At 66.7% G+C, this 25,272-nt stretch carries 32 protein-coding genes and 4 pseudogenes; 22 read left to right on the top strand and 14 right to left on the bottom strand.

Going from position 1 to position 25,272, the window contains the following annotated elements:
• The first annotated feature begins 1 nt into the window (after nt 1).
• Genes GNX96_RS54100 through GNX96_RS22000 form a run of 3 tightly spaced genes read left to right on the top strand, consistent with a single transcriptional unit; the run spans nt 2 to nt 2,224 of the window.
• Nucleotides 2-403, top strand: a complete 402-nt coding sequence (locus tag GNX96_RS54100; RefSeq protein WP_279581119.1) for a hypothetical protein — start codon at nt 2-4, stop codon at nt 401-403.
• A complete protein-coding gene (locus GNX96_RS21995) occupies nt 300-1,352 on the top strand; it encodes a sugar transferase (RefSeq protein ID WP_279581172.1) in 1,053 nt (350 codons plus the stop codon). The genes GNX96_RS54100 and GNX96_RS21995 overlap by 104 nt, the downstream gene beginning before the upstream one ends.
• A gap of 53 nt (nt 1,353-1,405) precedes the next feature.
• Nucleotides 1,406-2,224: a polysaccharide deacetylase family protein gene (locus GNX96_RS22000; RefSeq protein WP_163569507.1), complete on the top strand. Its 819-nt coding sequence runs from the start codon at nt 1,406-1,408 to the stop codon at nt 2,222-2,224.
• A 5-nt stretch (nt 2,225-2,229) separates the two neighbouring features.
• Here the strand turns inward: GNX96_RS22000 and GNX96_RS22005 are convergent, their stop codons facing one another.
• From GNX96_RS22005 to GNX96_RS54120, 7 genes and pseudogenes are all read right to left on the bottom strand, one after another.
• The gene (locus GNX96_RS22005) at nt 2,230-2,556 is read right to left on the bottom strand and encodes a hypothetical protein (protein ID WP_279581120.1); all 327 of its coding nucleotides are present in this window, start codon (nt 2,554-2,556) and stop codon (nt 2,230-2,232) included.
• A 4-nt stretch (nt 2,557-2,560) separates the two neighbouring features.
• A pseudogene (locus GNX96_RS54105) lies at nt 2,561-2,605 on the bottom strand (hypothetical protein); the annotation flags it as partial.
• A 32-nt stretch (nt 2,606-2,637) separates the two neighbouring features.
• Entirely contained in the window at nt 2,638-3,021 is a 384-nt protein-coding gene (locus tag GNX96_RS54110; protein ID WP_279581121.1) for a hypothetical protein, read from the bottom strand.
• The gene (locus GNX96_RS54115; RefSeq protein WP_279581122.1) at nt 3,018-3,509 is read right to left on the bottom strand and encodes a CDP-alcohol phosphatidyltransferase family protein; all 492 of its coding nucleotides are present in this window, start codon (nt 3,507-3,509) and stop codon (nt 3,018-3,020) included. Before GNX96_RS54115 ends, GNX96_RS54110 begins: the two co-directional genes overlap by 4 nt.
• On the bottom strand, nt 3,506-3,925 hold the full coding sequence (locus GNX96_RS22015; RefSeq protein ID WP_163569508.1) for an adenylyltransferase/cytidyltransferase family protein: 420 nt from the start codon (nt 3,923-3,925) through the stop codon (nt 3,506-3,508). The genes GNX96_RS54115 and GNX96_RS22015 overlap by 4 nt, the downstream gene beginning before the upstream one ends.
• Before the next feature lie 2 nt (nt 3,926-3,927).
• A complete protein-coding gene (locus GNX96_RS22020) occupies nt 3,928-4,704 on the bottom strand; it encodes a glycosyltransferase (protein ID WP_279581123.1) in 777 nt (258 codons plus the stop codon).
• Complete coding sequence (locus tag GNX96_RS54120; RefSeq protein ID WP_279581124.1) at nt 4,677-5,117, bottom strand: glycosyltransferase; 441 nt, start codon at nt 5,115-5,117, stop codon at nt 4,677-4,679. The genes GNX96_RS22020 and GNX96_RS54120 overlap by 28 nt, the downstream gene beginning before the upstream one ends.
• 176 nt (nt 5,118-5,293) lie before the next feature.
• Between GNX96_RS54120 and GNX96_RS22025 the strand changes: the two genes are divergently transcribed.
• From GNX96_RS22025 to GNX96_RS22055, 7 genes are all read left to right on the top strand, one after another.
• On the top strand, nt 5,294-6,007 hold the full coding sequence (locus GNX96_RS22025) for a hypothetical protein (protein ID WP_163569509.1): 714 nt from the start codon (nt 5,294-5,296) through the stop codon (nt 6,005-6,007).
• A 27-nt stretch (nt 6,008-6,034) separates the two neighbouring features.
• Entirely contained in the window at nt 6,035-6,280 is a 246-nt protein-coding gene (locus tag GNX96_RS22030) for a hypothetical protein (RefSeq protein ID WP_163569510.1), read from the top strand.
• Nucleotides 6,250-6,681: a hypothetical protein gene (locus tag GNX96_RS22035; protein WP_163569511.1), complete on the top strand. Its 432-nt coding sequence runs from the start codon at nt 6,250-6,252 to the stop codon at nt 6,679-6,681. The genes GNX96_RS22030 and GNX96_RS22035 overlap by 31 nt, the downstream gene beginning before the upstream one ends.
• Nucleotides 6,682-6,744: 63 nt before the next feature.
• A complete protein-coding gene (locus GNX96_RS22040; RefSeq protein ID WP_279581125.1) occupies nt 6,745-7,827 on the top strand; it encodes a glycosyltransferase family 4 protein in 1,083 nt (360 codons plus the stop codon).
• Between the two features lie 32 nt (nt 7,828-7,859).
• Nucleotides 7,860-8,822, top strand: coding sequence for a WD40 repeat domain-containing protein (locus tag GNX96_RS22045; RefSeq protein ID WP_163569512.1), 963 nt, complete (start codon nt 7,860-7,862; stop codon nt 8,820-8,822).
• Nucleotides 8,819-9,301, top strand: a complete 483-nt coding sequence (locus tag GNX96_RS22050; protein WP_163569513.1) for a hypothetical protein — start codon at nt 8,819-8,821, stop codon at nt 9,299-9,301. Before GNX96_RS22045 ends, GNX96_RS22050 begins: the two co-directional genes overlap by 4 nt.
• A complete protein-coding gene (locus GNX96_RS22055; RefSeq protein ID WP_163569514.1) occupies nt 9,253-10,194 on the top strand; it encodes a LamG domain-containing protein in 942 nt (313 codons plus the stop codon). Before GNX96_RS22050 ends, GNX96_RS22055 begins: the two co-directional genes overlap by 49 nt.
• A gap of 41 nt (nt 10,195-10,235) precedes the next feature.
• Here the strand turns inward: GNX96_RS22055 and dhaL are convergent, their stop codons facing one another.
• A complete protein-coding gene (gene dhaL, locus GNX96_RS22060) occupies nt 10,236-10,862 on the bottom strand; it encodes a dihydroxyacetone kinase subunit DhaL (protein ID WP_163569515.1) in 627 nt (208 codons plus the stop codon).
• 434 nt (nt 10,863-11,296) lie between these two features.
• Here dhaL and GNX96_RS22065 point away from each other — a divergent pair, with 434 nt between their 5' ends.
• The 8 genes and pseudogenes from GNX96_RS22065 (at nt 11,297) to GNX96_RS64455 (ending at nt 17,711) form a co-directional block, all read left to right on the top strand.
• Complete coding sequence (locus GNX96_RS22065) at nt 11,297-11,779, top strand: hypothetical protein (protein WP_163569516.1); 483 nt, start codon at nt 11,297-11,299, stop codon at nt 11,777-11,779.
• On the top strand, nt 11,754-12,260 hold the full coding sequence (locus GNX96_RS22070) for a WD40 repeat domain-containing protein (RefSeq protein WP_390624111.1): 507 nt from the start codon (nt 11,754-11,756) through the stop codon (nt 12,258-12,260). The genes GNX96_RS22065 and GNX96_RS22070 overlap by 26 nt, the downstream gene beginning before the upstream one ends.
• Nucleotides 12,209-12,814, top strand: coding sequence for a hypothetical protein (locus GNX96_RS22075; RefSeq protein WP_163569518.1), 606 nt, complete (start codon nt 12,209-12,211; stop codon nt 12,812-12,814). The genes GNX96_RS22070 and GNX96_RS22075 overlap by 52 nt, the downstream gene beginning before the upstream one ends.
• Nucleotides 12,815-13,313: 499 nt before the next feature.
• Complete coding sequence (locus GNX96_RS22080; RefSeq protein WP_163569519.1) at nt 13,314-13,727, top strand: hypothetical protein; 414 nt, start codon at nt 13,314-13,316, stop codon at nt 13,725-13,727.
• 163 nt (nt 13,728-13,890) lie between these two features.
• Nucleotides 13,891-14,163 (top strand): annotated as a pseudogene (locus GNX96_RS64450) (hypothetical protein); the annotation flags it as partial.
• Nucleotides 14,164-14,542: 379 nt separating this feature from the next.
• On the top strand, nt 14,543-15,028 hold the full coding sequence (locus GNX96_RS54130; protein ID WP_279581127.1) for a hypothetical protein: 486 nt from the start codon (nt 14,543-14,545) through the stop codon (nt 15,026-15,028).
• A 188-nt stretch (nt 15,029-15,216) separates the two neighbouring features.
• The gene (locus tag GNX96_RS22090) at nt 15,217-16,737 is read left to right on the top strand and encodes a PQQ-binding-like beta-propeller repeat protein (protein ID WP_279581128.1); all 1,521 of its coding nucleotides are present in this window, start codon (nt 15,217-15,219) and stop codon (nt 16,735-16,737) included.
• Between the two features lie 197 nt (nt 16,738-16,934).
• Entirely contained in the window at nt 16,935-17,711 is a 777-nt protein-coding gene (locus tag GNX96_RS64455) for an FkbM family methyltransferase (RefSeq protein ID WP_390624112.1), read from the top strand.
• A 516-nt stretch (nt 17,712-18,227) separates the two neighbouring features.
• Here the strand turns inward: GNX96_RS64455 and GNX96_RS64460 are convergent.
• A pseudogene (locus tag GNX96_RS64460) lies at nt 18,228-18,989 on the bottom strand (right-handed parallel beta-helix repeat-containing protein); the annotation flags it as partial.
• 843 nt (nt 18,990-19,832) lie between these two features.
• Between GNX96_RS64460 and GNX96_RS22105 the strand changes: the two are divergent.
• Entirely contained in the window at nt 19,833-20,243 is a 411-nt protein-coding gene (locus tag GNX96_RS22105; RefSeq protein WP_163569524.1) for a hypothetical protein, read from the top strand.
• Nucleotides 20,244-20,250: 7 nt separating this feature from the next.
• Here the strand turns inward: GNX96_RS22105 and GNX96_RS22110 are convergent, their stop codons facing one another.
• Complete coding sequence (locus tag GNX96_RS22110; protein ID WP_279581179.1) at nt 20,251-20,706, bottom strand: hypothetical protein; 456 nt, start codon at nt 20,704-20,706, stop codon at nt 20,251-20,253.
• 86 nt (nt 20,707-20,792) lie between these two features.
• On the opposite strand from GNX96_RS22110, the gene GNX96_RS22115 reads away from it, so the two are divergent.
• Genes GNX96_RS22115 through GNX96_RS22125 form a run of 3 tightly spaced genes read left to right on the top strand, consistent with a single transcriptional unit; the run spans nt 20,793 to nt 22,641 of the window.
• A complete protein-coding gene (locus GNX96_RS22115; RefSeq protein WP_279581173.1) occupies nt 20,793-21,353 on the top strand; it encodes an AAA family ATPase in 561 nt (186 codons plus the stop codon).
• Nucleotides 21,350-21,748 carry a polysaccharide biosynthesis protein gene (locus tag GNX96_RS22120; protein WP_163569527.1) on the top strand — a complete coding sequence of 133 codons (399 nt, stop codon included), beginning with the start codon at nt 21,350-21,352 and terminating at the stop codon, nt 21,746-21,748. The genes GNX96_RS22115 and GNX96_RS22120 overlap by 4 nt, the downstream gene beginning before the upstream one ends.
• Nucleotides 21,748-22,641 (top strand): hypothetical protein, encoded by an 894-nt coding sequence (locus GNX96_RS22125; protein ID WP_163569528.1) that lies wholly within the window; start codon nt 21,748-21,750, stop codon nt 22,639-22,641. Before GNX96_RS22120 ends, GNX96_RS22125 begins: the two co-directional genes overlap by 1 nt.
• Nucleotides 22,642-22,674: 33 nt before the next feature.
• Here GNX96_RS22125 and GNX96_RS22130 read toward each other — a convergent pair whose 3' ends face one another.
• The 4 genes and pseudogenes from GNX96_RS22130 to rfbA all read right to left on the bottom strand — a co-directional run bounded on the left by GNX96_RS22130 (nt 22,675) and on the right by rfbA (nt 25,184).
• The gene (locus GNX96_RS22130) at nt 22,675-23,085 is read right to left on the bottom strand and encodes a hypothetical protein (protein ID WP_163569529.1); all 411 of its coding nucleotides are present in this window, start codon (nt 23,083-23,085) and stop codon (nt 22,675-22,677) included.
• Nucleotides 23,082-23,474: a hypothetical protein gene (locus GNX96_RS22135; protein WP_279581130.1), complete on the bottom strand. Its 393-nt coding sequence runs from the start codon at nt 23,472-23,474 to the stop codon at nt 23,082-23,084. The genes GNX96_RS22130 and GNX96_RS22135 overlap by 4 nt, the downstream gene beginning before the upstream one ends.
• A gap of 149 nt (nt 23,475-23,623) precedes the next feature.
• Nucleotides 23,624-24,282 (bottom strand): annotated as a pseudogene (locus GNX96_RS22140) (dTDP-4-dehydrorhamnose 3,5-epimerase family protein).
• Entirely contained in the window at nt 24,279-25,184 is a 906-nt protein-coding gene (gene rfbA / locus GNX96_RS22145) for a glucose-1-phosphate thymidylyltransferase RfbA (protein ID WP_163569531.1), read from the bottom strand. Before rfbA ends, GNX96_RS22140 begins: the two are co-directional and overlap by 4 nt.
• Nucleotides 25,185-25,272: the final 88 nt, after the last annotated feature.

Consider the following 25,272-nt stretch of genomic DNA (forward strand, 5'->3'; position numbering starts at 1 on the left):
CGTGGCCGCCGCGGTGGTCGCGGCCGGGCTCGGATTCTGGATCCGGTTCGGTTCGATTCCGCACCACGCCTGGGCTTACGTCATTGGCAGCGCGTTCTTCCCGGCGATCTGGTTGCTGGTCCTGATGTTCGCCCGGGCGTACGAGTCGCGTTATCTTTTCGTCGGCAACGAGGAATACCGGCGCGTACTCAACGCAGGCCTGGTGCTGACCGCCGCGGTCGCCTTTGTCTCATACGTGGCGAGCATAGAGCTGGCGCGGTTACGTCGTCGTTGTTCTGCCCGCGGTTACCGTCGCAACTCTGGTTGGTCGCTATCTTTTGCGGCGCTGGCTCGTACGAGAGCGCGCCCACGGCCGCTGCATGCGCCGCGTCATTGTGGTGGGCGACGACACCACGGTCGGTGAGCTGCATCGTCAGTTGGCCCGGCATCAATATCACGGCATGCAGGTGGTCGGAGTTTGCGTGCCACCACAACGAGACGGCCGGAACAGCGTCGACGGCATCGAGGTGGTCGGCACTTTCGACACCATCACCCGCGCGGTCATCGACGTGGCCGCCGACACCGTCGCGATCCTGCCCTGTCCGGAGCTGAGCTCGGCGATGCTGCGCCGATTGGTGTGGTCGCTGGAAAGCACCGGCACCGACATCATCGTGGCCGGCGCGCTGCTGGATGTGGCCGGCCCGCGTACGTCCCTGCGCCCGATCGACGGGCTGCCGATGCTGCACCTGGACCACGCCGAGCTGGCCGGCAGCCGGTGGATGATCAAGCGCTTTTTTTTCGACGTCTTTTCCGCTTCGCTGCTGCTGATCCTGCTTTCCCCACTGCTGCTCGCGGTGGCGCTGGCGATCCGGGTCACCTCGTCCGGTCCGGCGTTTTTCCGGCAGACCCGGGTCGGCAAGGACGGCGAGAATTTCACCATTCTCAAACTGCGCACCATGTATCTGGACGCGGAAAGCCGGCTCGGCGAGCTGGCCGCGTTGAATGAGCACGACGGGCTGCTTTTCAAGATCCGGCACGATCCCCGGGTGACCCCGCTTGGCCGGTGGCTCCGTCGCTTCTCCATCGACGAGCTGCCCCAGCTTTTCAACGTGGTGGCCGGCCAGATGAGCCTGGTCGGACCGCGCCCGCCGCTGCCGTCCGAGGTCGCCGAATATCCCGACGACCTGATGCGCCGCCTGGTGGTGAAGCCGGGGGTGACCGGCCTGTGGCAGGTCAGCGGCCGCGCCGACCTGTCGTGGGAAGACTCGATGCGGCTCGACCTGCGCTATGTGGAGAACTGGTCGCTGACCCTCGACCTGGTCGTCCTGTTGCGCACCGTCACCGCTGTCGTTCGCAGCGCGGGAGCGTATTGATAGCCTTTTAGCATCCATTTTACTTTTAGGGTGCGAAAGGACCATTTCCTCACATGCGTACTCTCCGGACCGGGGCCGGGCTCGCGCTCGCTGGCCTGCTGCTCACGCTGGCCGCACCCGGCGCGGCCACCGCCGCGCCGCCCATCATCCCGCCGCCGTTCGGCGCCGAGCTTCCTGACTCGTACGGGCAAACGCCGCGGGTCAGCGGCAACCTTGGCCCGATGCCGCAGCTGCCGCCAGCGCCACGGCCGGTGCCGTTCAGCGCGGCCGCCGGCGGTGAGTACGCGCAGACCGTCCTGCGAGTCCCGGTCAACGGGAACGTCGTTTTCATTACCATCGACGACGGCGGTTACCAGCCGCCGGAGGCGGCCCGGGTGCTCGAAGAGGCACACATTCCGACCTCGCTTTTCCTGATCTCGTCACCGGCCGTGCAGCACGCCGATTTCTTTCGCAGCCTGCAGCCCGAAGGCGCCACCATCGAGGCGCACACCCAGTCACACCGCAAACTCAAAGGGTTGCCCGAGGACGTACAACGCTTCGAGATTTGTGGCTCGGTCGACAAACTCCAGGGCGTCGCCGGCCGCCGGCCGACCCTGTTCCGTCCGCCGTACGGCGAATATGACCTGACCACGCTGAAAGTCATCCAGAGCTGCGGTGGCATCGCCGCCAACACCCTCTGGGAGGGTTCGGTCATCGGCGGCACGCTCTACATCGCGCAACACGCCTTCGGCCCGCACAATCCGCTCTATCCCGGGATGATCCTGCTGATGCACTTCACGCCCGACTTCGAGCGTGACATGCACGTGCTGCTGGCCGCGGTCGCCGCCTCTCCCGGGTTTTCCGTCGGACGCCTCGAAGATTACATCCACTAAGACAACTAGCGGGCGATGAGAGCGCGCAGGGCGGTGCTGGAGGTGGGGGCGGTGTACGGAAAGTAGACGACGCGCACGCCGACGGAGGCCATGTCGGCCTCCAGTCGGCGGCCCTTTTCGGTGCCTTTCCAGTCGTCGCCCTTGAAAAGCACGTCGAACTTGAGCAGCTCCCACATGACCCGCTTGTCGGTGGACAGATCGGTGACCGCGCGATCGACGAAGGCGATGGCGGACACGATCTCCAGCCGCTCCGCCAGCGGTACGACCGGCGGCTTTCCTTTTTGCTCGTACGACAGTCTCGTCGGTGACCACACCGGCGACCAGAACGTCACAGCCTTCGCGGGCCCGGCGCAGGATGTTCAGGTGGCCGACGTGGAACATGTCGTACGCGCCGGGGACATAGCCGACGACCGTCACGGGTGCCGCCCGGGAATGGCGCTGCCGCCGATGCTTTTGGTGATGGCGTCGGCGTTGGGCGTACGGCCGGCGGGGATGTTGATGACGGTGTCGGCGATCAGCGGTTTGTGGACCACGTCGGCATTGGGCGCCGGCGCCTGCGCCGCGTCGGCGGCGGCGATCTCCCGGAACCACTTGATTCCGGCGGCGGCCAGGAAAAGTGCGTTGGTGACTAGCAGGAAACCGTAGATGCCCACGAAAACCAGGCCAGTGCCGTAGAGCACGAAGACCAGGCACATCAAACCGTAGTCGGTGGGAATCACCAGCACCGATCGCACGATCGACGGCCGCCCGACGGGTTTGGCCGTGACGCCCCGCCGGAGCAGGTCCTTCAAGATCATCCCCCGAAGAACAACACCGTTGCCACGCAACAGAAGACCAGCGGGATCAACAGAAGTGCCGGTGGCAGCGCGAAAAATCGGTAGAACGACACCAGGACGGCCGCGTGCAGCGTGACGATTTTCGCGCTGTCCACGAAATGGTCCAGCCACTCGCCGGCCCGCGAACCGCGGCCGGTGAGCCGGGCCAGCTGCCCGTCGGCGGAGTCCAACGCGTAGCCGATGACCAGCAGCAGCAGACAGACCGCGATGCCCATCGGCAGCGACGGGCGTACCAGCGCGATCATCGCGATGGCGGCGAAACTGAACAGCGCGCTGATGATCGTCACCTGGTTGGGCGACATGCGTACGCGATAGGCGAAAGCGGCCAGATAGCGGCCGAGTTTGCGGTTCACAAAACGTGAATAGGCGGGCGCGCCTTTGGCGCTTTTCTGCGCCGCTGGCAGCCTGCGCAGCGCGTCCCGGAATCCAGTGCCCTCGCTGGTTGTCATGCCACCGCCGTCCAGTCCGCGTCCAATGCCTGTCGCAGGATCGGGCTGCCAGTTTCGGCCTTCGGCTCGATCGTGACAACCCCGATGCCGGTCAGTGACTGGCTCAGCTGGTCGGCGGTCGGCGTGCCGTCCCGGCCTGGACCGACCATCACCAGGTCGGCCGCGACCGCCTCGGCGGCGGCCGGAATGTCCAGCGATGACAACGCGATCACGTCGTCGACGAAGCGCAGGTTGGCGAGAATGTCCAGCCTTTCGGCCAGCGGCACGTACGGCGTGGACCGCCAGGTGTGCTCGGCCAGTTCGTCCGTGTACGCGCCGACCACCAGCCGGTCGCAGCGCGCGGCGGACTGCCGGAGCAGGTCCAGGTCGCCGACGTGGAAAAGATCGAAAAGCCCGAAGGTGAAGCCGGTCAGCATGCTCAGTCCTCCGTGCCGGTCGACGCGACCACGGCCGCCCGCAGCGGTGCGCGATGCGGGGCGCCGCGACGGCCGGACACCCGTGGTTGGCGGATGCCTCGGGCCAGCCGGTCGCACAGTTGCTCGTACTTCTCGGCCACCGCGTCCCAGTCGTAACGGTCCGCCCCGGCCCGGGATCCCCGGCCGCGCGACGCGGTGCCGTCCGGGTCCGCTTCGGCCTCGGTGATCTCGGTGGCCAGCGCGGTGGCGTCGGCGAAATAGCGGCCGGCCGAACCCAGCACCTCGCGGTTGAAGCGAACATCGAAAGCGATCGTCGGTGCGCCGGCGCCCATCGCGCGCAGCAGCGACGGATTCGTACCGCCAACGGAATGGCCATGCAGGTATGTGTACGCGCCAGCGTAAAGCTGGTCGAGTTGTTCCTGGTCCCACACCGCGCCGAGGAACCGGACACTGTCGTTGCCAGCGGCCAACTCCCGGATCCGCGCGGTGTGTTCCGCGCCATATGGCGCGGATCCAACCACCAGGAGCGGCCGTTTGGCGCCGGAGCGTACATATCCGTCCACGGTCACGTCGACATGGTTTTCCGGCTCGAATCGGGCCACCACCAGGTGATAGCCACCGGGCTCGACTTCCAGTTCGGCCAGCTTGGCCGAGCCGATGCCGTCCAGAATCGGTGCGCCGTACGCGATGTAGTCCGAGCCGGCGCCGAACTCGTCCTGGTAGTACTCCTGAATGCCGATCGCGTCGGCGATCAGGTCATCCGACCAGCGGACCGCCATCGCTTCGGCGGCCCGGTAGTAACGCCGGCCAGCGCGCCCCATTTCGCGCGTTTCCATTCCAGGCCGTCCACGTGGGTGGCCACCGGAATGTGGCGCATCCGCAGCAGCGGCAAAAACAATGCGTTCGCTGCATTGAAAACAATGGCCGCGTCGACGCGTTGGGTCAGCAGGTGGGCGACCGACAACGCGGTGTGGCTGAGAGTTTCCAGCGCTTTGTGACGTACGGCTGGAAGATGCGTGAGCCGCATTCCGCGATAGCTGCTCAACCGGTCCGCGGGGTCGCCCGCACGCCGGGTGTAGACGAGAACATCGTGCCCGCGACCAGCCAACCGGGCGCCAACTTCTTCCACGCAGGTCTCAAAACCGCCGTACCGGGCTGGCACCCCGCGGGTGCCGACCAGTGCTATCCGCATAAAACTCCTGTCCGGACGGCCGCCGGCGAGACGATTCTTTGTTCACCCGATCGCCGCCCAGCCACTCTGGACAGCACCCCACCGACCGTATCCAGGTGCCGGTCCGAATGGATCGAATTACGGCTTCTCCTTATCGTCCATCCGGCTGATCGTTACGCTGCGCCCGGGAGGTTCTGATGGCGACCGAAGGCACGCCGGCCCGGCGAGTGGTCGGCCGGGCCGCGGTCATCCGCACTGGTTTTCGCCTGCATCTGGTCCGTGACCAGGTCATTCAGCGCTGGGAACAGTGGGTTCCGGTGTGTTTGCTGGCGATGATCGTGGCCAGCGACTACAAAGTGCGCACCCGGTCGGTCGACGATGCGGTGGGTGGTCAGGCAGATCCGTTTGTGTTACTGGAAATCGTCATATATCTGACAGTTGGGGCTTTTTGCGTTTTACGCTACGGCCGTCCGCCGCGCCCTCGCCGGGTCAGTCCGATGGTTTTCCTGCTGTACGCGTACGTAACTGTGATGGCCGTCTCAGCGCTTTATTCGCCGTACACGCAGCTCGCGCTCGTACGCGCCGCGCAATTCGTCATTGTGTTGGTCGTCACTCGCTGTATTGCCAAACACGCCGGCCGTCGGGAGTTGCACAATTTCGCGCACGCCTTCCTCGTGCTGGTTGCCGGTTCTGTCGTCTTTGGTGCCATTATTCCGTTTCAACATGCCCAGCAGGAGGAAGGCCGGTTCAGCTGGCTGGCCATCCACCCGGTGACGGCCGGCATTTTTCTCGGCATCGCCACCATGATCGTGGTCGGCTATTTGTTGAGCCATCGCGGCGACCGGGAAGGGCCGCGCTGGCCGCTGAGTGTTTATCTCTTTTTTTGCTCGCGCTGGTCGGCGGCGGACTGATCGCGACCCAGACCCGCGCGCGCGGTGGTGGGTGCGGCGGCCGGTCTCGCGGTGCTCGGCTGGACGTTCTGGCGGGGCCGCCGCAAAATGGAGATCACCCTGGTGGCCGGGTTGGTGACCGGCCTGGTCGCGCTCGTCGCGGCGCCGGCGATCCTGGCCTTTTTCCAGCGCGGCGAATCGGTCGCCCGGCTGGAGACGCTGAATTCCCGTACCGACCTGTGGGCGCAGCGTGGGAGTTTTTTGTGCAAAAGCCCCTCTTTGGCTGGGGGCTGACCGCGACCCGCGGACTTTTCCTGCAGACCATTGGCCTTGGCGGCGGTCACAACGCGCTGGTGAATGTGCTGGTGGACGGCGGTTTGGTGGCCACGGTGGCCTGGGTGGGGCTGCTGGTGATGATGGTCTTCACGCTTTATCGCATTCGCCGGATTCCGCCCTCGATCGCCCCAGATAGGGCTATTCTGTTGGGACTGGTCGCCTTCCTGGTGGTGGACGGCATGTTCGTGGAGAGCCTCGGGGCCGCCGCTAATGTCGCGAGCACCTGGCTTTTCGTGATGGTGGCCTGGACCGAATTGCTGCGCGCAGACAGTGAACGGATCGCGCCTGTCGGACAGGCCGGCCCGCAGTCCCCCGCGGTGCCGATGACGCCCCGCCCGATGCCGGTGAGGCCGCGTTAATGCGCAAAAGGGCAGTCCTGGTCGCAAATCCCTCCACCGATCTCTACGGCGCCCCCCGACAAAATGGCGATCGAAACCGTGGCCGCGCTGTGTGAGCGAGGCATCGAGGTCGTGGTGACCGTGCCGGCCGATGGGCCGTTAAGCGATCGGGTGAGAGAGCTTGGTGCGCGGGTTGTGGTGCTGCCGGTGCCGGTGCTGCGCCGCGGATATCTGTCCGCCGGCGGCATTTTGCGCATTCTGCGCGAGAGTGCGGTCGCGCTGCCGGCCTGCGTTCGGTTGGTACGCAAGGTCAAACCAAGTGTCGTGTACGTGAACACCGTGACGATTCCGATTTGGGTGTTGGCTGGCCGGGTAGCCGGTCGCCCGGTGATCGGCCACGTGCACGAACTGGAAGCTGGCGTTGGCCGGTTGGTGAGACTCGGACTGACTGGTCCGTTGTGGGCGGCCCGCAAGGTGATCGCCAACAGCGCGGCCACCAAGGACTTCCTGTCCGCCGGCAGCCGCCGGCTGGCTCGCCGAACCGTGTTGATTTACAACGGGGTTCCAGGCCCGCCCCGGCCGCTGAAGGATCTTCCGGCCAGCCCCTCGACGCCGTTGGGGCTGCTGTATGTCGGCCGGCTGTCCGAGCGTAAAGGCACCGACGTCGCGATCGACGCGCTGAGTTTGCTTGTCGAGCGGGGGATTCCGGCCACCCTGGAGCTGGTGGGCTCGGTTTTTCCAGGGAACGAAGCATTCGAGGCCGCCCTACGCGATCGCGTACGCGACCGTGGCCTGTCTGATGCGGTGACTTTCGCTGGTTTCACCGACGATGTGTGGGGCGCGTACGAGCGAGCCGACATCGTGGTGGTGCCGTCCCGGCTGGAGCCGTTCGGACTGGTCGCGGTCGAGGCCCAATTGGCCGTACGCCCGGTGGTCAGTTCCGACGCGCAAGGTCTGGTGGAGGCGGTGGCGGCCGGCGAAACCGGGCTGGTGGTGCCGGCCGGCGACCCGGCGGCGCTGGCCGACGCGGTGACCGGCCTGGTCAAGGACTGGCCGCGGGCCCGGGAAATGGCTCAACAAGGACAGGAAAGAGCGGTCCGACTCTTCTCGCCGGACGGCTATCGCGCGGCTATCGCGGAGCTTCTGACGGAAGGACCTCAACGGTGAGACTCGGATATTTCGCCAGACACAGACCGAAAATGCTTGTCCTCGCGGTGGCCGCGGTGTTGGTCGCCGGCATCGGCGCGGCCGGGCCGGTGGCCGCCGACACCGCCCCGCCGGCCGGCACCCTGGAAACCGCGACCGCGGACCCGCAGCCGACCTGGCAGACCGACGGGATCGTGTGGGCGCTGGCACGGTCCGGCTCCACGGTTATCGCGGGCGGCGACTTCGGTTCGATCCGGCCGCCGGGCACCTCGGTGGGCGACTCCCATCAGCAGGTCCGGCACGGCGTCGCGGCTTTCGACATCGCGACCGGCAACCCGACCGCCTTCCAGCCGGACATCGGCGGAACGCCGTTCGCAGCGGCCAGCAATCCGTCTCCCGGCGAGTGCGACGCGGCCGGTACCGGCACGTACGTGTGCAAGGAAGTGTTGCGGGTCAAGACATCCCCGGACGGCAAGACGATCTACCTGGGTGGCGACTTCGATCACGCCGAAGGGCAGGTGCGGCAGAAACTCGCCGCGTACGACCTCGCGACCGGTGCCTTGGTGACGAACCTCGCGCCAAGTATCAACAGTCGCGTACGCGCCATCGCGGTTTCCAACACGACTGTCTACATTGGTGGCGATTTCACCAGCGTCAACGGGCAGCCTCGGACCCGGCTGGCCGCTTTTGACCGCGCCACCGGTGCTTTGCTGCCGTGGGCCCCGACCGCCGATCACACGGTCTACACCATGGCGTTGAGTACAGACGGATCGCACGTCATCGTCGGCGGCGTTTTCGACCACATCAACAGCACCACGATCAACGGCATCGCGACGGTGGACGCCACCTCCGGTGCGACGATGCCCTGGAGCAGCCGGCCGGTGCCGCCGCGGAACACCGCCGCCGACACGTATTCGACCGTCTGGGACCTGGTGGTGGACGGGAAAACACCGTCTACGCGGGCGCGAACGGCCACGGTCCGAACATTTTCGACGGCCGCTTTGCCGCGGACGTGAACACCGGCAACCTGATCTGGAAAGACAACTGTTACGGCGCGACCTCGGCGATCGCGCTGATGAAGGGCGTTCTTTACAGCGCCTCGCACGCGCACGACTGCAGCGATTTGGGCGCTTTCGGGGAAGTGACCCCGCGCCGCTATCAGCGATTGCTGGCCGAGACCGCGGATTCCCACGGTGCGGCCAAACCGACGCTGCTGCATTGGTTCCCCACCGTGAATCCGGGCCCGCCGAACTCGTACTATCTGCAGGGACCGTGGGCGATGGCCAACGATGACACCGATTTGTGGGTCGGCGGCGAGTTCACCACCGCGAACGGCCAGCCACAGCAGGGCCTCACTCGGTACGTTTACAAGGCCACCGCGCCGGACGTCAACCCGCCGGAGCCGATGCTGGCGCCGATGGTGACCCCGCGCGGCACACGACTTCGTTGGGCGTCAACTGGCAGGCCACCTGGGACCGGGACAACGCGAACCTGACCTATTCGCTTTACCGCGATGGTGGCAGCACGCCGATCTACACCGTCTCGGCGAACTCGAATTTCTGGACGCTGCCAGTGCTCAGATATGTGGACAATGGCCTCGCCGCCGGCAGTTCGCATACGTACACCGTGAAAGTCACCGATCCGTTCGGTAATTCGCGTACGTCACCAGCCTCGGCCGCGGTGGCCGGGTCGGTCAGCCCGCTGGGCAGGTACGGCGGTGCGGTCGCCGCGTCCGGGCCCAGTCCTTACTGGCAACTGAACGAAAAGAGTGGCACCACGGCGGCCGACGCGACCGGCTCCAAGACCGGCAGATTCGGCAGCGGGATCCAGCTGAACCAGTCCGGTGCGCCGGGAGTGCTGCCGAACGCGGCCATTCGTACGAACGGGACCTCGAACGGCATTCTGACCACCCCGTCCGCCGCTGCGGCACCCACCACGTACTCCATCGAGTTCTGGTTTGGTACGGCCTATCCGACCGGTGGGAAACTGGTCGGTTTTGGGAACGCGGCCACCGGTAACAGCACCAACTACGACCGGCAGATATATATCAACAACGCTGGGAAACTGGTGTTCGGTGTGTGGAATAACGGGCCGCAGACCATCACGTCGCCGGGTTCGTACCAGAGTGGTGGATGGCATCACGTGGTGGCGACTCAGGGCGCGACCGGAATGGCGCTCTACGTCGATGGTGCGCTGGTGGGGACCAACCCGACGACGACCGCGCAGGCCATTACCGGTTATTGGCGGCTGGGTGGCGACAATCTCGCGTACTGGCCGGGCGTGCCGGCGAGCAACTGGTTCCACGGTGGCATTGACGATGTGGCCTTCTATCCGACCGCATTGACCGCACTTCAGGTCGGTACGCACTACTCGGCCGGTAACAACTAGTTCAGGCTAAAAGCAGCGCCGCTCCATTTTGGGGGGGCTGTTCACCGGCCGGCCACCGCCTCGGCGAGGGCCCGGAAGATCAGCGCGGTCGAAGTGGCGCCCGGGTCCTGGTGGCCGACACTGCGCTGGCCGAGATAGGACGCGCGGCCTTTGCGGGCGACCAGCGGCGCGGTCGCCCGCATGCCTTTCTCGGCCGCTTCCGCTGCCCGCGAGGTGGCGCAAACGAGGTCGCCGCCGGCCGCCAGCTCATCTTCGAAGGCGGCCAGCGCCGGCGCGTACGCATCGACGATCGTCTTGTCGCCGGGCGCCGCCGCGCCTAGCCGCTGGATCGCGGCGAGACCGTCGGTCAAGCCCACCAGCAGCTGTTTCGGGTCGGCGTTGGGGTCAGGGAGGGCCTTGCCGATGGCCCGGAAAGCGCTGCCGAACAGCGGTCCGGCGGCGCCGCCGACGCTGCTGATCAAGGTCATGCCGGTGGTCACGAGGAGGTCCCCGACCGTGGCCACCTCGCGGCCTTCGAGCGCGGCCACGACGGCGGCGAACCCGCGGTGCATATTCGCGCCGTGGTCGGCGTCGCCGATCGCCGAGTCGAGTTGGGTCAGCAGGTCGGTGTGCTCGTCGATGGCCGCGGCGATGCCGTGCACCCAGTCGCGCGTGGCGGCTACGTCCATCGTTTTCTCCTCCAGATAACACCGATTCCGACCAGCGTACGGGCGATCGCGATCCCGTCGCCGACCAATGCGGGCACGACCCCGCCGAAACCATGGATAGCTCTATCGATGGATATGCCGATCGTACGATTAGCAGCGGCCAGGTGTCACCGCTGACCATCGCCGCAGAGGGTTGGACGCGCGAGAGGCCGTCCGGGCGCTCGCGGACACCTTCGACGCGCTGCCGACTGACAGGGCACTCTTTTCTGACTAGAAGGACGAGTCTGGCCGGAAGGACGAGTCGAGCCGTAAGGTGCCATTAGTTTTTTGACGAGAATGATGGCGTAATGTCCGGTTGTCGGTCAGGGTTTCTTTTGCTGCCGCCGTTTTGTTTGCCGCGAACATCGTTCGTACCGCCGGCCACCGTATTTCGGCCGGTCGAGCGGCGCTACATTGTGCTTCGACCGATCGCTTTCGAGCAGCCCGACGGCGCGCTGCTGGCAGGTCCTGGACAGCAAAGGTGCTGCGCAATGTCAGGTGCCCGAAAGCGGCTCTGGAAGCCACTGGCCGTCGCCGCCGGCTCGATCGCCGTGGTGACCGTCGCGTCCGTGCTCGCCACCGCCTGGGGCGACACCTCGCCCAAGGCTGGCACGCCGGAAACCGTCACCGCCGATCCACTGTCGACCTGGCAGACCGATGGCATCGTGTGGAGTTTGGCGCAGGCCGGCTCGACGGTTTTCGCCGGCGGCAATTTCGACTTCGTACGACCGCCCGGCACCACGCCTGGCGACTACGCTCAGCTCAGCCGTAGCAATCTCGCCGCTTTCGATGTGGCGACTGGAAAACCGACCACCTTCGCGCACGCGGTGACCGGCACGGCTTACGTCTCCAACCGGCTCGGAATGCCAGACGATCGGCACCGACGAATACCTCTGTGACGCGGTCTTTCGGGCCAAGACCTCGCCAGACGGCAAGGCGCTCTATATCGGTGGCGATTTCACCCACGTGGATGGCCAGGCCCGCAGCCGGCTCGCCGGTTTCGACCTGACCACCGGAAAGCTCGACGCCAAGATGAGCGCGCTGGTGAACAACCGGATCCGCGGCATCGCGGTTTCGGCCACCACGGTCTACATCGGTGGTGACTTCACCACGGTTAACGGGCAGCCGCGTACGAGGCTGGCCGCGCTCGACCGGGCCACCGGCGCGTTGTTGCCGTGGGCGCCGACCGCGACCGACACCGTACGGGCGCTGGCCCTGTCCGCCGACGGCGGCCGGGTCATCGTCGGCGGCGATTTCGCAAAACTCAATGGCAGCAACGAAAACAGCGTTGGCGCGGTGAGTGCGACCGGCACCGGCGCGCTGACGCAGTGGAACAGTCGGCCGGGCCGGCGCCGTCCGGCAGCAAATACTCCGGGGTGACAGACCTGGTGGTGGCCGGCTCGACCGTCTACGGCGGAGCGCACGGCGAGGGTGGCGGCGTTTTCGACGGCCGGTTCGCGGTCGACACGAATACCGGCAACACCCTGTGGACGGACACGTGTCTTGGCGCCACCACAGCGATTGCGGTGCAGGGCAGTGTTGTCTACAGCGGATCGCATGGGCACGACTGCAGCTCGATGGGTGGCTGGCCGCAGACGAATCCGTCGACTTATCAGCGGCTGGTAGCCGAAACCGCCGGCAGTGGCAGCAAGAGCACGCTGCTGCACTGGTTCCCGTATGTCAACTACGGCCCGGAAACCTCGTATTACAAGCAGGGTCCGTGGGCACTGGTCGCGGACAGCAACTACCTGTGGGTCGGCGGTGAATTCACCAGGGCCGGCGACGCCGATCAGCAGGGCCTCACCCGGTTCGCGACCAAGAGCGTGGCGCCGGACACCAACCCGCCCGGAAACGCCGTTCGCAGCCGCCACCGTCGGCGCGGTCGGCAGCACCGCGCTGAAGGTCACCTGGAAGGCTACCTGGGACCGGGATAACGCGGACCTGACCTATCAGGTCTTCCGTGACAACGGCACGACCCCGATCTACACGACGACGGCAACGTCCAACTTCTGGACCCTGCCGACGCTGACTTTCACCGACTCGGGCCTGGCCGCCGGAAGTTCTCACTACTACCGGGTAAAAGTGAGCGATCCGTATCACAACACCCGATCAAACCCCAATTCCGTCACGGTGCCGGCATAGCCATCAGCAAGTAAAAAAGAATCTTCCGTACGCTCCGGGAGTTGCCCTTAGGGGCGGCTCCCGGAGCGTTTTTGTGCCCGTTTTGCTGGCTGTTGCGGGGATTTTCGGCACTTCATTAACGCGCACAATTGGCCGTCGAAAGAGTCATAAAGAATAGCGGTCCGGCTATCTGGAGTGGACGAACAGACTATTCGCGCCATGGTGGGAAAGAGTTAGCGTGGCGCGGACCGATCGCTTTCCGTGAGCGGCTCTTTCGCTGCCGTCGCGGGCCCTTTCCAGCAAGGACCACAGATGCCAGCTGCGTTATCGTCGCCCGCGTCCCCGTCACCAAAGGCCAGGTTCCGACGAGGTCTGATCGTCGCGGCTGGCGCTGCCCTGACCTTGATCGCCAGCCTCGCGCTGGCGCCGCTCGCGCACGCGGACACCGCGCCGCCGGCCGGTACGCCCGAGACGGTCACCGCCGACAACCTGCCGACCTGGCAGACCAACGGCATTGTCTGGAGCCTCACCCAGAGCGGCGGAACGGTTTACGCCGGTGGGAATTTCGACCACATTCGCCCGCCCGGCACGGCTGACGGCGATCCCAGCCAGCTGACCAGGTCCAACCTCGCGGCCTTCAATGTGGCCACTGGGCAACCGACCGGTTTCGACCACGCGGTGACCGGCACGGCGTATAGCTCGACCACCAACCCGGGCCCCGAATGACTCGGTGGGCACCAACGAATGGCTCTGCCAGGCAATTTTCCGGGTCAAGGCGGCGCCGGACGGCAGCGCGCTGTATTTCGGCGGCGATTTCACCCACGTCGACGGCGAGCCGCGCAGCCGGCTGGCCGGTGTCAGTCTTTCCACCGGGCAGCTGGACCCGGCGATGACCCCGGACATCAACGGGCGGGTGCGAGGAATCGCCGTCTCGGCGACGACCGTCTACATTGGCGGCGATTTCACCCAGGTGGACGGACAAACCAGGACTCGGCTGGCCGCGTTGGACCGGGCCACCGGAGCGTTGCTGCCGTGGGCACCGGCCGCGGATGACACCGTGCGTACGCTCGCGCTCAGCTCGGACGGCAGCCGGGTCATCGTCGGTGGAGACTTCCCGCATCTCAATGGCAGCAACGAAAACGCGATCGGCGCGGTGGACGCCAGCACTGGCGCACTGACCACCTGGAACAGCCGGCCGATCCAGTCGCCCAACGGCAGCCAGTTCTCTGGCGTGACCGAGCTGGTCGTCGTCGGACCGACGGTTTTCGGTGGCGCACACGGTGAAGGCGGCGGTGTTTTCGACGGCCGGTTCGCGGTGGACACCAACACTGGTACGACCCAATGGAAAGACACCTGCCTGGGCGCCACCACGACGATCGCGGTGCAAGGCGGCATTGTCTACAGCGGCTCCCATGCGCATGACTGCAGCTCGATGGGTGGCTGGTCGCAGACCAACCCGGCGACCTACCAGCGGCTGCTGGCCGAGACCGCGGATTCCGGCGGTGCCTCGAAAAACAAGCTGCTGCACTGGTTTCCCCTCGGTGAACACCGGCCCGGCGGACTCGTACTACAAACAGGGCCCGTGGGCGATGGCCAACGACGACACGTATTTGTGGGTCGCCGGCGAATTCACCAAGGTCGGCGGCGTCGACCAGCAGGGCTTGACCCGGTTCGCGCCCAAGAGCGTGGCACCGGACATCAACCCGCCCGAAGCGCCCTTCGCCGCGCCGGTCGCCACCAATGCCAGCAAAACCTCGCTGAAGGTCAGCTGGGACGCGACCTGGGACCGGGACAACACGGCCACCACGTACCAGCTTTTCCGAGACGACGGAACCACGCCGATCTACACCACGACGGTGAACACGAATTTCTGGACGCTGCCCACGCTTTCCTTCACGGACACGGGTCTGGTCACCGGCAGCTCGCACTACTACCGGGTGAAGGTCGCGGATCCGTTCAACAACAAGCGTTCCTCGCCGTACGGCGACGCGGTAACCGTCAAATGCCCGTGGTTCATCTGCTTGTAAGCGCACAGGCCGCGGCTTGTCAACAATAGGAAGTGATTCCCAGTGTCCTGGAAATTTCGTGCCCTGACAGCCGCGGTCGCGCTGTCGGCCGGTCTCGCGCTGGCGGTGCCGGCTGCGGTGCCGGCCAATGCCGACACCGCGCCACCGGCCGGCACCCCGGCCACCGTGACCGCCGATCCGCTGTCGACGTGGCAGACGGACGGCATCTGGGTCTGGGCGCTGGCACGGTCCGGGTCGACCGTTTTTTCGCCGGCGGGAACTTCAACGATATCCGGCCGCCGGGCGCGGCGGCCGGCGCGTCCAGCCAGCAGTCCCGGTCGAACCTGGCCGCGTTTGACATCGCTTCCGGCGCGCCGACCACCTTCAATCACCCGGTGACCGGAACGGCGTACACGTCGACGACCAACCCCGGCCCGGAATGCGACTCGGTGGGTACGAACAAGTGGCTCTGCGACGCGATTTTCGGCGTCGCGGCGGCGCCGGACGGCAAAGCCGTCTACTTCGGTGGCGATTTCACCGCGGTGGACGGGCATGCCCGCAGCCGGTTCGCCGGCATCAACCTGAGCACCGGCGCGCTGGAGCCGATTTCGGCGACCATCAACAGTCGCGTACGAGCAGTCGCCGTCTCGGCGACGACGGTCTACATCGGCGGCAACTTCACCACCGTCAACGGCCAGCCGCGGACTCGGCTGGCCGCCTTCGACCGGGCCACCGGCGCTTTGCTGCCGTGGAACCCGTCGACGGACAACACCGTTCGTACGATGGCGCTCAGCACCGACGGCAGTCGGGTCATCGTCGGCGGCGACTTCGACCATCTCAACGGCAGCAACGAAAACAGCATCGGCGCGGTCAGCTCCACTGGCACCGGCGCGCTCACCCCATGGAGCACCCCCCGCGGCCGATCCCGCCGCGCAACGGCACCCAGTATTCCGGTGTCACCGATGTGGTCGTGGTCGGTCCGACGGTTTTCGCCGGCGCGCATGGTGAAGGCGGCGGAGTTTTCGACGGTCGGCTGGCGGTCGACACGGCCACCGGAAAGCTGTTATGGAAGGACACCTGCCTCGGCGCCACGACGACGATCGCGGTGCAGAACGGCGTTGTCTACAGTGGATCGCACGCGCATGACTGCAGTTCGATGGGCGGTTGGGGACAGACCAACCCGGCGACGTACCAGCGGTTGCTGGCCGAGACCGCGGATTCCGGCGGCGCCTCGAAAAACCAGCTGCTGCACTGGTTCCCGCAGATCAACTACGGCCCGACCAGCTCGTATTACAAGCAGGGCCCGTGGTCGATGGCGAACGACGACAAATATCTCTGGGTGGGCGGCGAGTTCACTCAGGTCGGGGGGGGTCGCGCAGCAGGGCCTGACGCATTTCGCGACGACCGCGGTGAAGCCGGACATCAACGCGCCGGAGGTGCCGTTCGCGGCCCCCACGGTGGCCACCGCTGGCAGCAAGACGCTGAAGGTGACCTGGAAGACCACGTGGGACCGCGACAACGCGAAACTCACGTACGAGGTGATCCGCGACAACGGGTCGACGCCGGTTTACACCACCACCGCGTCGACGAATTTCTGGACGCTGCCATCGCTGTCGTTCACCGACACCGGCCTCGCCAGCGGCAGTTCGCATTACTACCGGATCAGGGTCTCCGATCCGTACGGGAACGCCCGCTCCTCACCGAACTCCACAGCAGTGGTCGCCAGTTGAATTAGCATGGTGGCATGACACTGCCATTAAGTACGCGGCTCCGGGTACGGGCTCGACAGGGCCTGTCGCGGGGCCTTCGTGCGGTGCCACCGGGAGTGGTCGCACAGGTGCACCGGCGGTTCGCTGGATCCTCCGGCGTCCAGCAGCGGTTGTGGGCGCCGGCGGTTTCGCTGCTGCGGCACCGGCCGTTGGCGCCGATGCGCGACTTCGCGCTTCCCGACAACCCGGGGCTGCGGCTCACCGCGGTCGAGTCGCGGCTGGCCCGATTGCTTTACTGGTACGGGGAATCCGGCTATGAGGGCTGCGAAACGTTGTGGTGGCGGCGATTGTGTGAGCGGGCCACCGGGATCCTGGAGCTCGGCGCCAATATCGGTTACTACACCGTGCAGGGCGCGGCGGCCGCGCCGGACGCGAAATATGTGGCGGTGGAGGCGAATCCGGAGTCGGCGGACATCGTACGGGCGAACGTACGGCTGAATGCACTACGGAATGTGGACATCGTGCAGGCCGCCGTGGTGGGTGACGACGCTCCGGAAACGATGGAGCTTTCGCTGCCGGACCAGGAACAGTATTCGGCGCCTACTGGGGCTTATCTGTCGGCCGGAAACGAGGGCGTCGGCAACCGGCCGTCCACTCGTGCGGTCACGGTCCCGACCGTCCGCATGTCGTCCCTTGTGGACGGTGTGGACCTGCTGAAGCTGGACATCGAGGGCTATGAGGCCCAGGTGCTGGAGTCGGTACGGTCGAGGATCGCCGAGACCCGCCCCACGATCGTGGTGGAGGTGCTGAAAAAGGTGCCGCGGCTGCGAGCAGTGATCAGCGACCTGCACGCCACCGGATATCTGGTTTTCGCTATTGGCGACGACTCGCTGCACCTGCTGACCGCCGACGAGCTGGCCAACCCGGCGCCCCTTCCGCGCTATGGCAGCCGCGATGTGGTGCTCGTACCAGCCGAACGCGCGAAAGAACTTTAGTCGACGCCCGGCCCGACCCAGAGCACCGCGAGCTGGGCTGGCCGTCGTCGTCAGGCCAAGCGCGGATGCCACCTCGGACGGCAGTGGCTGACCGCCGTGCGCGGCCGGGGAACTGGGTTGTGGGCGGAAATTCAGCGCGCCCGGATTGACGAAGACATCGCCCGGCCCACCGGTCAGTTCCTGGCCGTGTGCCTCCAAGCCGGTGGCCTGTCGCCATTGCGCCAGCGATCCGTACGCGTCCACATCGGACGGTGAATTCCACCAGGAAACCAGCACGCTGGGAAGGTGGGCGTTGGCGCGTACGTAACAACCGCCGTCACTGGCCACGATCATCTGGGCGGCACTGGTCCGCGGTGGGTTCTTGTAGTCCGCGGTGATCACGAACGGCTGGTCGGAATCCACGTCACCGACCATCAAGTTGTTCAGCAGCCGGGTGTTGCGGCTGTCCCAGACCTGGCCCATGCCGTTGGAGTACGGGTCGCTGTCCGGTCCGCGCGGATCGTTGTAGACGCCGAGGTTGCTCTGGTTGCCGACCATCGTGTTGTTGACCACCCGAACGTTGTCCGAGCTGGAGATTTTCAGGCCCAGCTTGGCATTGCCCGCCATCACGTTGGACGCGACCAAGGCCCGTGCGGAAATCTCGTAGAACAGGCCGTTGACCTGGTTGCCGCTCGCGAGGTTCCCGATCACCACCGCGTCGCTGCAGCCCAGGTCGCACCACCAGCCGTTGGAGTGGTTGTCCCGAAAGATGTTCCTGGCGATGTACGGCCGTTTGGTACGGGTGATCTTGGTGCCGGCGGCCCCCACCGAATCACCGGAGATGGCGAAATGCTCGGCGTTGTTGCCGACCATGGTGTTGCCGACGATCCTGATGTTGTCGGCTTTGTTGGCGACGATGCCGGCGAGGCCGTTGCGGTCGAAGAGGCTGCTACTGATGGTCGCGTCCGGCTGCGCGATCAGCAGCCCGGTGGCGGCGGAGCCGAGGAAAACATCCTTTTCGAAAGTGACCTTCCGAGCATTGACCGAGACCATCGCCGGATGGTCTTTGTAGTCCTGGTTGGACGCGAAAGAACGGAATCCGACGCCCCGGATGACCGCGCCGGCGGCGCCGGAGTCCAGCACCGCGAACTGGGTGCGTACGGCCGATTCCACCGTCTTGCCGGCTGGCGAGGTGCCGACGTACAGGACATGGCGGCTTTGGTCGACGAAGAACGTGCCGGCCTGCACCTTGTCGCGGCTGCCGACCTGGCGCAATGGCTGGCCGTTTATCAGCACCATGTCAGGGAAACCGGCCTGCGGGTAGGCCGGATCGATGATGTTCGGCAGGAAACAGCTGTGGCACAGCTGGACATCCCAGTTGTCGTGCCGCCAGGTCGACCCGTCGGCGACCCAGCCGGTGACCACGTCGGCGCCGGATATCCACGCCTGCTCGCCCGGATACGGCTGCAGGATGAACGGTTTTCCCAGCCCGTCCACGGATTCCCGGTAGACGCCGGCGCGGAGCACCACGGTGCGCCGGAGGGCACCCGGTCCAGGGCGGCGCCGACCGTACGCAGGGGGGTGTCCTTGCCGCCGTCCGCGCTGTCATTCCCGGCGGGGGAGACGTAGAGGCTGCCCGGTGGGATCGGGTAGTCGGTGGTCGGAATCGCTACCGGAACAGTGTTCGCACGGTCCGCCCGGGAGGTGTCCACTCCCGGCGGCTCCGAGCTCTCCGAACTCATCGCCCGGGGCAGGTCGACCAGCAGGAGCCGGCCGCCGACCACAATGGTGACCGCGCCGACCAGCACCACCACGGCCCATACCGCCAACCGCCGACGCCAGTGGGCGTCCGGTGGCGCGTCTCTTTGGACCGGTCTGGAGGGCATCGGTGGGATGCTACGCCCAAACCACCCGTATCACCGCTTGGCCGACGCCGGCTCGCCATCCGCCCGTCGCCCGGTGGATGTTCGGCCGACGTTTGTCGCCGTTCGGAGCGGCGCACTCGTACGGCCGCATCGAATACCCTGGTCTGGGCACCGGTTTCGTCCGTTTCGGCCGTGACGGCCAGTGGTGGACGTAGCCTTAAAGGGCTAAGTACCTGGGGTCGGGAATGGGCGGTGGCTGTGAGCCGGAGTGAGCGCGATGGATGAGCGCTCCGCGCCGGGCATCCTGGAGGCGTTCTGGCGCTACCGGGCGACCTCGGCCGCGATCGTGCTGCTGGCGGTGGCGCTGAGCGTCGGCGTGACTTTCGTGCTGAAAGGGCAGGCCACCGCTAAGGCGGTGATGACGCTGTCGACCCCCGGCCCGGACAACGTCATTGGCGTGAACATCAACAGCGAGGCCGCTTTCGTCCGGTATGTGAAGCAGCGCGCGATCTACGTGACCTCGGACAAGGTGCTGCAGCAGGCCGCGAAGTCGCTCGGCGACACCAGCGTGGCGGACCTTCGTACGAGCGTGACCGCGACCGCCAGCGACACCGGCGAGGACATCGCGGTGACCGCCACCGCGCTGAGCGCGACGACCGCGGCGCGGAACGCGCGAACGCCGTGGTGAAGGCGTATCAGGACGAGACCCAGGCAGACGTCACGGACGCGACCACGTCCGCGCTGGCCGCGATCTCGGCCGCTCGGTCCAAAGTGGTGTCGCAGCTGTCTGGCGGCGACGCCGGCACCCCCAAGACGGCGACCAGCAGCATCGACAAGGCCGACCAGAGCTCGGCCACCCAGACGCTGTCCGCGCTCGACGTGCAGGCCAGCCACATCCGGCTCTGGTCCACGCTGTTCAACAACGGCGTCTCGCTGGTGAACCCGGCGAGCGCGGACAGTGCGGCCGGCGGCGGCCTGCCGTACAAGGAGGCGGGCATCGGCTTGCTGCTTGGCCTGCTGCTGGCCGGCGCACTCGCCTGGCTGCGGGCCGACCGGGACCGGCGGGCCCGGGCCGCCGAGGACGCCGGCGAGATCATCGGCGCGCCGCTGCTCGGCGAGGTTCCCGAGGTCACCCGCGCGGAGGCGGTCACCCTCGACCACGTGGCGAACATGCCGTCCGAGAGCTACCAGCTGGTCGCGTCCGGCCTGCAGGCCACCATGGGCGGCGGGGGTTCTGCTGGTCACCGGCGCGACCCGCGGCGAGGGGCGTACGACCACCGCCCTGCACCTCGCGGCCGCGGCGGCTCGCGATGGCGCGCGCGTACTGATCGTCGACGGCGACATCCGGGTGCAGCGGCTGTCCGAGTTGTTCGGGCTGGCCCGGGAGGCCCGCGGGCTGACCGCACTGGCCGCCCAGCACGCGACCGTCGACGAATGCACGTATTCGGTGGACCTCGGCGGCGACAACGCGCTGTGGCTGATGCCGGCCGGTGCCGCTGTCGGCAACGTGCCGGGCGTCTTCGGGTCGGCCGCGATGGCCAAGGCGCTGGTGGAGATGCGGACCAAGTACGACATGGTCATCGTCGACTCGTCGCCGCTGGTCAGCTCCCCGGACGCGGCCGCGATGGCCCGGCACTGCGGGGCCGCCCTGGTGGTCACCCGGCGGGGTACGACGCTCGGCCCGCTCCGCCGGCTGGTGCAGCAGCTTGACCTCTACTCGGTGACGGTCGTCGGTCACGTCTTCACCTTCAGCGGCACGTCCCGGCCGGCTCGCCGCGCCGCCGCGCCGCAGGCGTGAGCCCACCGGGCCGCGGGCTGCTGGCCCGGCGGGCCAGCTCGGCGCTGGTCTCGCAGGGGATCACCGCGTTCGCGAGCCTGGTGTTGCAGCTGGTCGCGGCACGTACGCTCGGCGCCGCCGGCCTCGGTTTGTACGCGCTGTGCGTCTCGGTGTTGATCACCGCGACCGCGCTCTACACCGGCTGGGTCGGCGACAGCGTGACCGTGTTGGACCGCTTCGAACCCCAGATCCGGGCGGCGATTTCGGTCAGCGTGATCATCGGCGCCGCCGGCGGATTCCTGGCCGGGCTGGCATATCTGCTGTTCTTTGGCGGCGGCACGTTGTCGGCCGCTTTCCTGCTGGGTGTCCTCATCACTTGTTGGCTGCTGGAGAGGAGACCGGCCGGCGGACGCTGATGGCGCGGCAGGAATTCGGCAAGCTGGTCGCGAACGACGGCACGTACTTCGCCGTCACGCTGCTGGCGTTGGCCGTCGGCTGGCTGCTCGGCGTGCCCTGGTCGCTGACCGAGCTGCTCGGCGCGATGACCGTCGGCGCGGTCGCCGCCATCTTGTTGGCTGTCATTCAGTTGCCCCGTGCGGAACTGTCCGCGCTCCGACCGGGTTTCGCCGGCCTGCGTACGGTGGCCGCCTTCGCCGCCTGGCGATCCGGGCAGGCCACCATGCGACCGGCGACGTTGCTGGTGGCGCGGCTGATGGTGCAGATTTTCGGCTCGCTGGCCGCGGTCGGCGCGATGGAAGCCGCGCGGCTGCTGTTGGCGCCCGCGCAGACGGTCATCAGCGGCGCCGGCAGCTTCCTGCTGTCCACGTTCGTGTCCGCCGAAAAGTCCGGCGAGCGCGGCCGTACCCAGAAGAAGCTGGCGAACCGTGCGGTCTGGGCGCTGGTGGTGGCGGTGGTGATCATGGTCGGCGTGGTGGCGGCTGCGCTGCGCGGCCCACTCGGGTGGCTGGTCACCGGCGGGAAGTACGAGCTGTCCGCGATCGCGGTCGTCGGCTGGGCCGTCTACCTGGCCACCTGGGCGGCGACCCTGCCGTATGTCACGGAGATCGTCGCCCGGCAGCGTTCGCGCGATGTTTTCGTCGTAAGGCTGGTGGACTCGGTCCTGGGCGTGGTCGCCACGCTCGTTGTGCTGGCCGCGGGGCTCGGATATCCGTGGGTGCCGTGGGGGATGTCGGTCGGCGGCCTGGTGGCGGCGGTGTGGCTGCGTCAGATCGCGGTGCGTACGCGACCCGACGCCCGCATCGGCGGCCGCCACCGGATGAGCCGCCGGCGTACCGGCGTCGCCGCCTGACCCAGCGTTCGCGCCGGGCCAGGCGGGAATCGCTCAGGCCCGGCGGGCGTCCATGCTGAAGGTCAGCACGTTGCCGGACCCGGTCTCGGTCTCGGTCTGCCCGTAAAGCACTCCGGTGCCGCCATTGGTGTAAGCGCAACCGACCGTGCCGCTGGCCCGGCCGTTGCCATCGAGCTGCAGAACGTTGGGGGAAGTGGCGGTGTGGCAGATGGTCGCGCCGTTGACCGAGAGCTCGGCGTAGACCAGGGCTCCGGCCGGGCCACTGACGTCGTAGTCCAGGTAGTAGTTCCCAGCCGAGACCGGACTGGACAGGGACTGGCAGTGGTCGGACTGCGCGGTGGTGTGGCAGACCGCGCTGAACGCGGGTTGGGCTGTGGTGGCTGAGGCCGCGGACGGCACGGCCAGGAGTACCAGCGCGCCGGCGACCGCTGCTATTTTCCTCACTGGTGCCGCCAATCGAGGGAGATGTCGCTGGCCTGGTTCGAAGTGGCGCTGAGCTGCGCATCGCCGGCTGGCAGCTCGCACCCAATCGTGCCGCTCGCATGTCCACGCGCGGGTATTTCGATCGGCGCCACCGTGAGGCAGATCGAGAACCCGACGGCAAGTCTGGCGGTCGCTTCCGCGGGCGTCTTGGTGTCGTTGGTGATGTCGTAGTCCAGGTAGTAGTTCCCGGCATCGACGTGCTGCGGCAGCCCCTGACAGTCCCGCACACTCGCGCAGAAGACACTCGCTGCCGGTTGCAACGTCGCGGCCGACGCCGCTGCTGGCGCCGCCGCGACCATCGCCAGGCCGGCGGTGACCATTCCAGCTCTTCGGACCCACTCGCTGATCACGCGTAACTCCCTGTTGAGGTGATTTGGGGTACGCCCGATCTTGCTGTTCAAATGTCCGGAAAACAATCGATAAATGTCATAAGTAGTGGTTATCAGATGTCATTACCACCTTCCCCGCCAGTGACAGGCCCGACCTCGAGTGCGGGACTTTAACCCACACTCGACGCCGAGAGAGGCACAAAGTCCCACACTCGACGAAAACCCAGCCCCACCGGGGTTAGCGCAGGTCGATGGTGGGTGGCGCCAGGTAGCGGGGGGAGGGTGCCGGCGGCGAGTGCCTCCGCCAGACTCGGCGCGTCCGCGTCCTTGGGGGACAGGATCGGCCGGTCGGTGGGCCAGTCGATGGCGAGTTCGGAGTCGAGCGGGTTGACGGCGTGCTCGAACTGCGGTGCGTACGTCTGCGAGCAAAGGTAGACGACGGTCGCGTTGTCGGTCAGGGAGCAGAAAGAATGGCCCAGTCCCTCGGAAAGGTAGACCGCTCGGCGCTCGGTGTCGTCCAGCCTTACGGCTTCCCATTTCCCGTACGTCGGTGAGCCAACCCGCACGTCGACGACGACATCAAGCACCGCGCCGGACACGCAGGAGACGTATTTTGCCTGTCCTGGAGGAACATCGGCGAAATGAATGCCGCGGACCACCCCGAGCGCGGACGTGGAAAGGTTGGCCTGGGCCAGTTCCAGCGGGTGACCGACCACATCGGACAGTTGGTCGAAGCGATACCACTCGGCGAAACTGCCGCGGTTGTGTCGGTGTGCTGGTCGGGAAGGATCTGATAAGCCCCGGGAATGCCGAGCTCGACGATCTTCACCGGGACAGCACCTCCGCCGACGGCCGGGTCTCGCGGTCGTCCGCGGCCAGCAGTTCATAAAGATAGTCGCCATAACCGCTCTTGCGCAGCGGCTCGGCCAGTGCCCGCAACTGGTCGTCGTCGATCAGGCCGGCCCGCCACGCGACCTCTTCCAGGCAGCCGATCTTCAGGCCCTGCCGCTCGGAGACCACCCGGACATATTCCGAAGCCTGCACCATCGCCTCGAACGTACCGGTGTCCAGCCAGGCCGTGCCGCGGTCCAACACCGAGACCCGCAACCGGCCCGCGCGCCGATAAATCTCGTTCACCGCGGTGATTTCCAGCTCGCCGCGGGCACTGGGCCGCAGCTCGCGGGCGATGTCGACCACGTCACGGTCGTAGAAATACAGGCCTGGCACGACATAGCGGGACCGTGGCCGGGCCGGCTTCTCCTCGATGGAGACGACCTGGCCGTCCTGGTCGAATTCGACCACGCCGTAGTCCTGCGGATTCGCCACCGGATACGCGAAAATCTGGCCGCCGTCGACCTCGGAATAGGCAGCTAACTGGGATCCGAGACCGACGCCGTGGAAAATGTTGTCGCCCAGAATCAGCGCGACCGGCTCGCCGGCGAGGAAATTGGCGCCCAGCACGAACGCCTGCGCGATGCCCTCCGGACGACTCTGCTCCGCATACTCCAGCCGTAGCCCGAACTGGCTGCCGTCACCCAGCAACCGGCTGAACAGCGGACGGTCGTCGGGGGTGGTGATGATCAGGATCTCCGAAATTCCGGCGGCGACCAGAACCGAGAGCGGATAATAAATCATCGGCTTGTCGAACACCGGCAGCAGTTGTTTGGAGACCGCACGTGTCACCGGCCACAGTCGGCTCCCGGTTCCGCCGGCCAGCACTATTCCACGCATCTTCGCGACATTAGTTGTCGAATCGGGATCGGTGATCCGCCGAACGGGCACGGTTACCCGCTCGTACGGCCAGCACCCCCGGTGTCGG

The sequence above is a fragment of the Fodinicola feengrottensis genome (genome assembly GCF_010993775.1).
Lineage (GTDB): Bacteria > Actinomycetota > Actinomycetes > Mycobacteriales > HKI-0501 > Fodinicola > Fodinicola feengrottensis.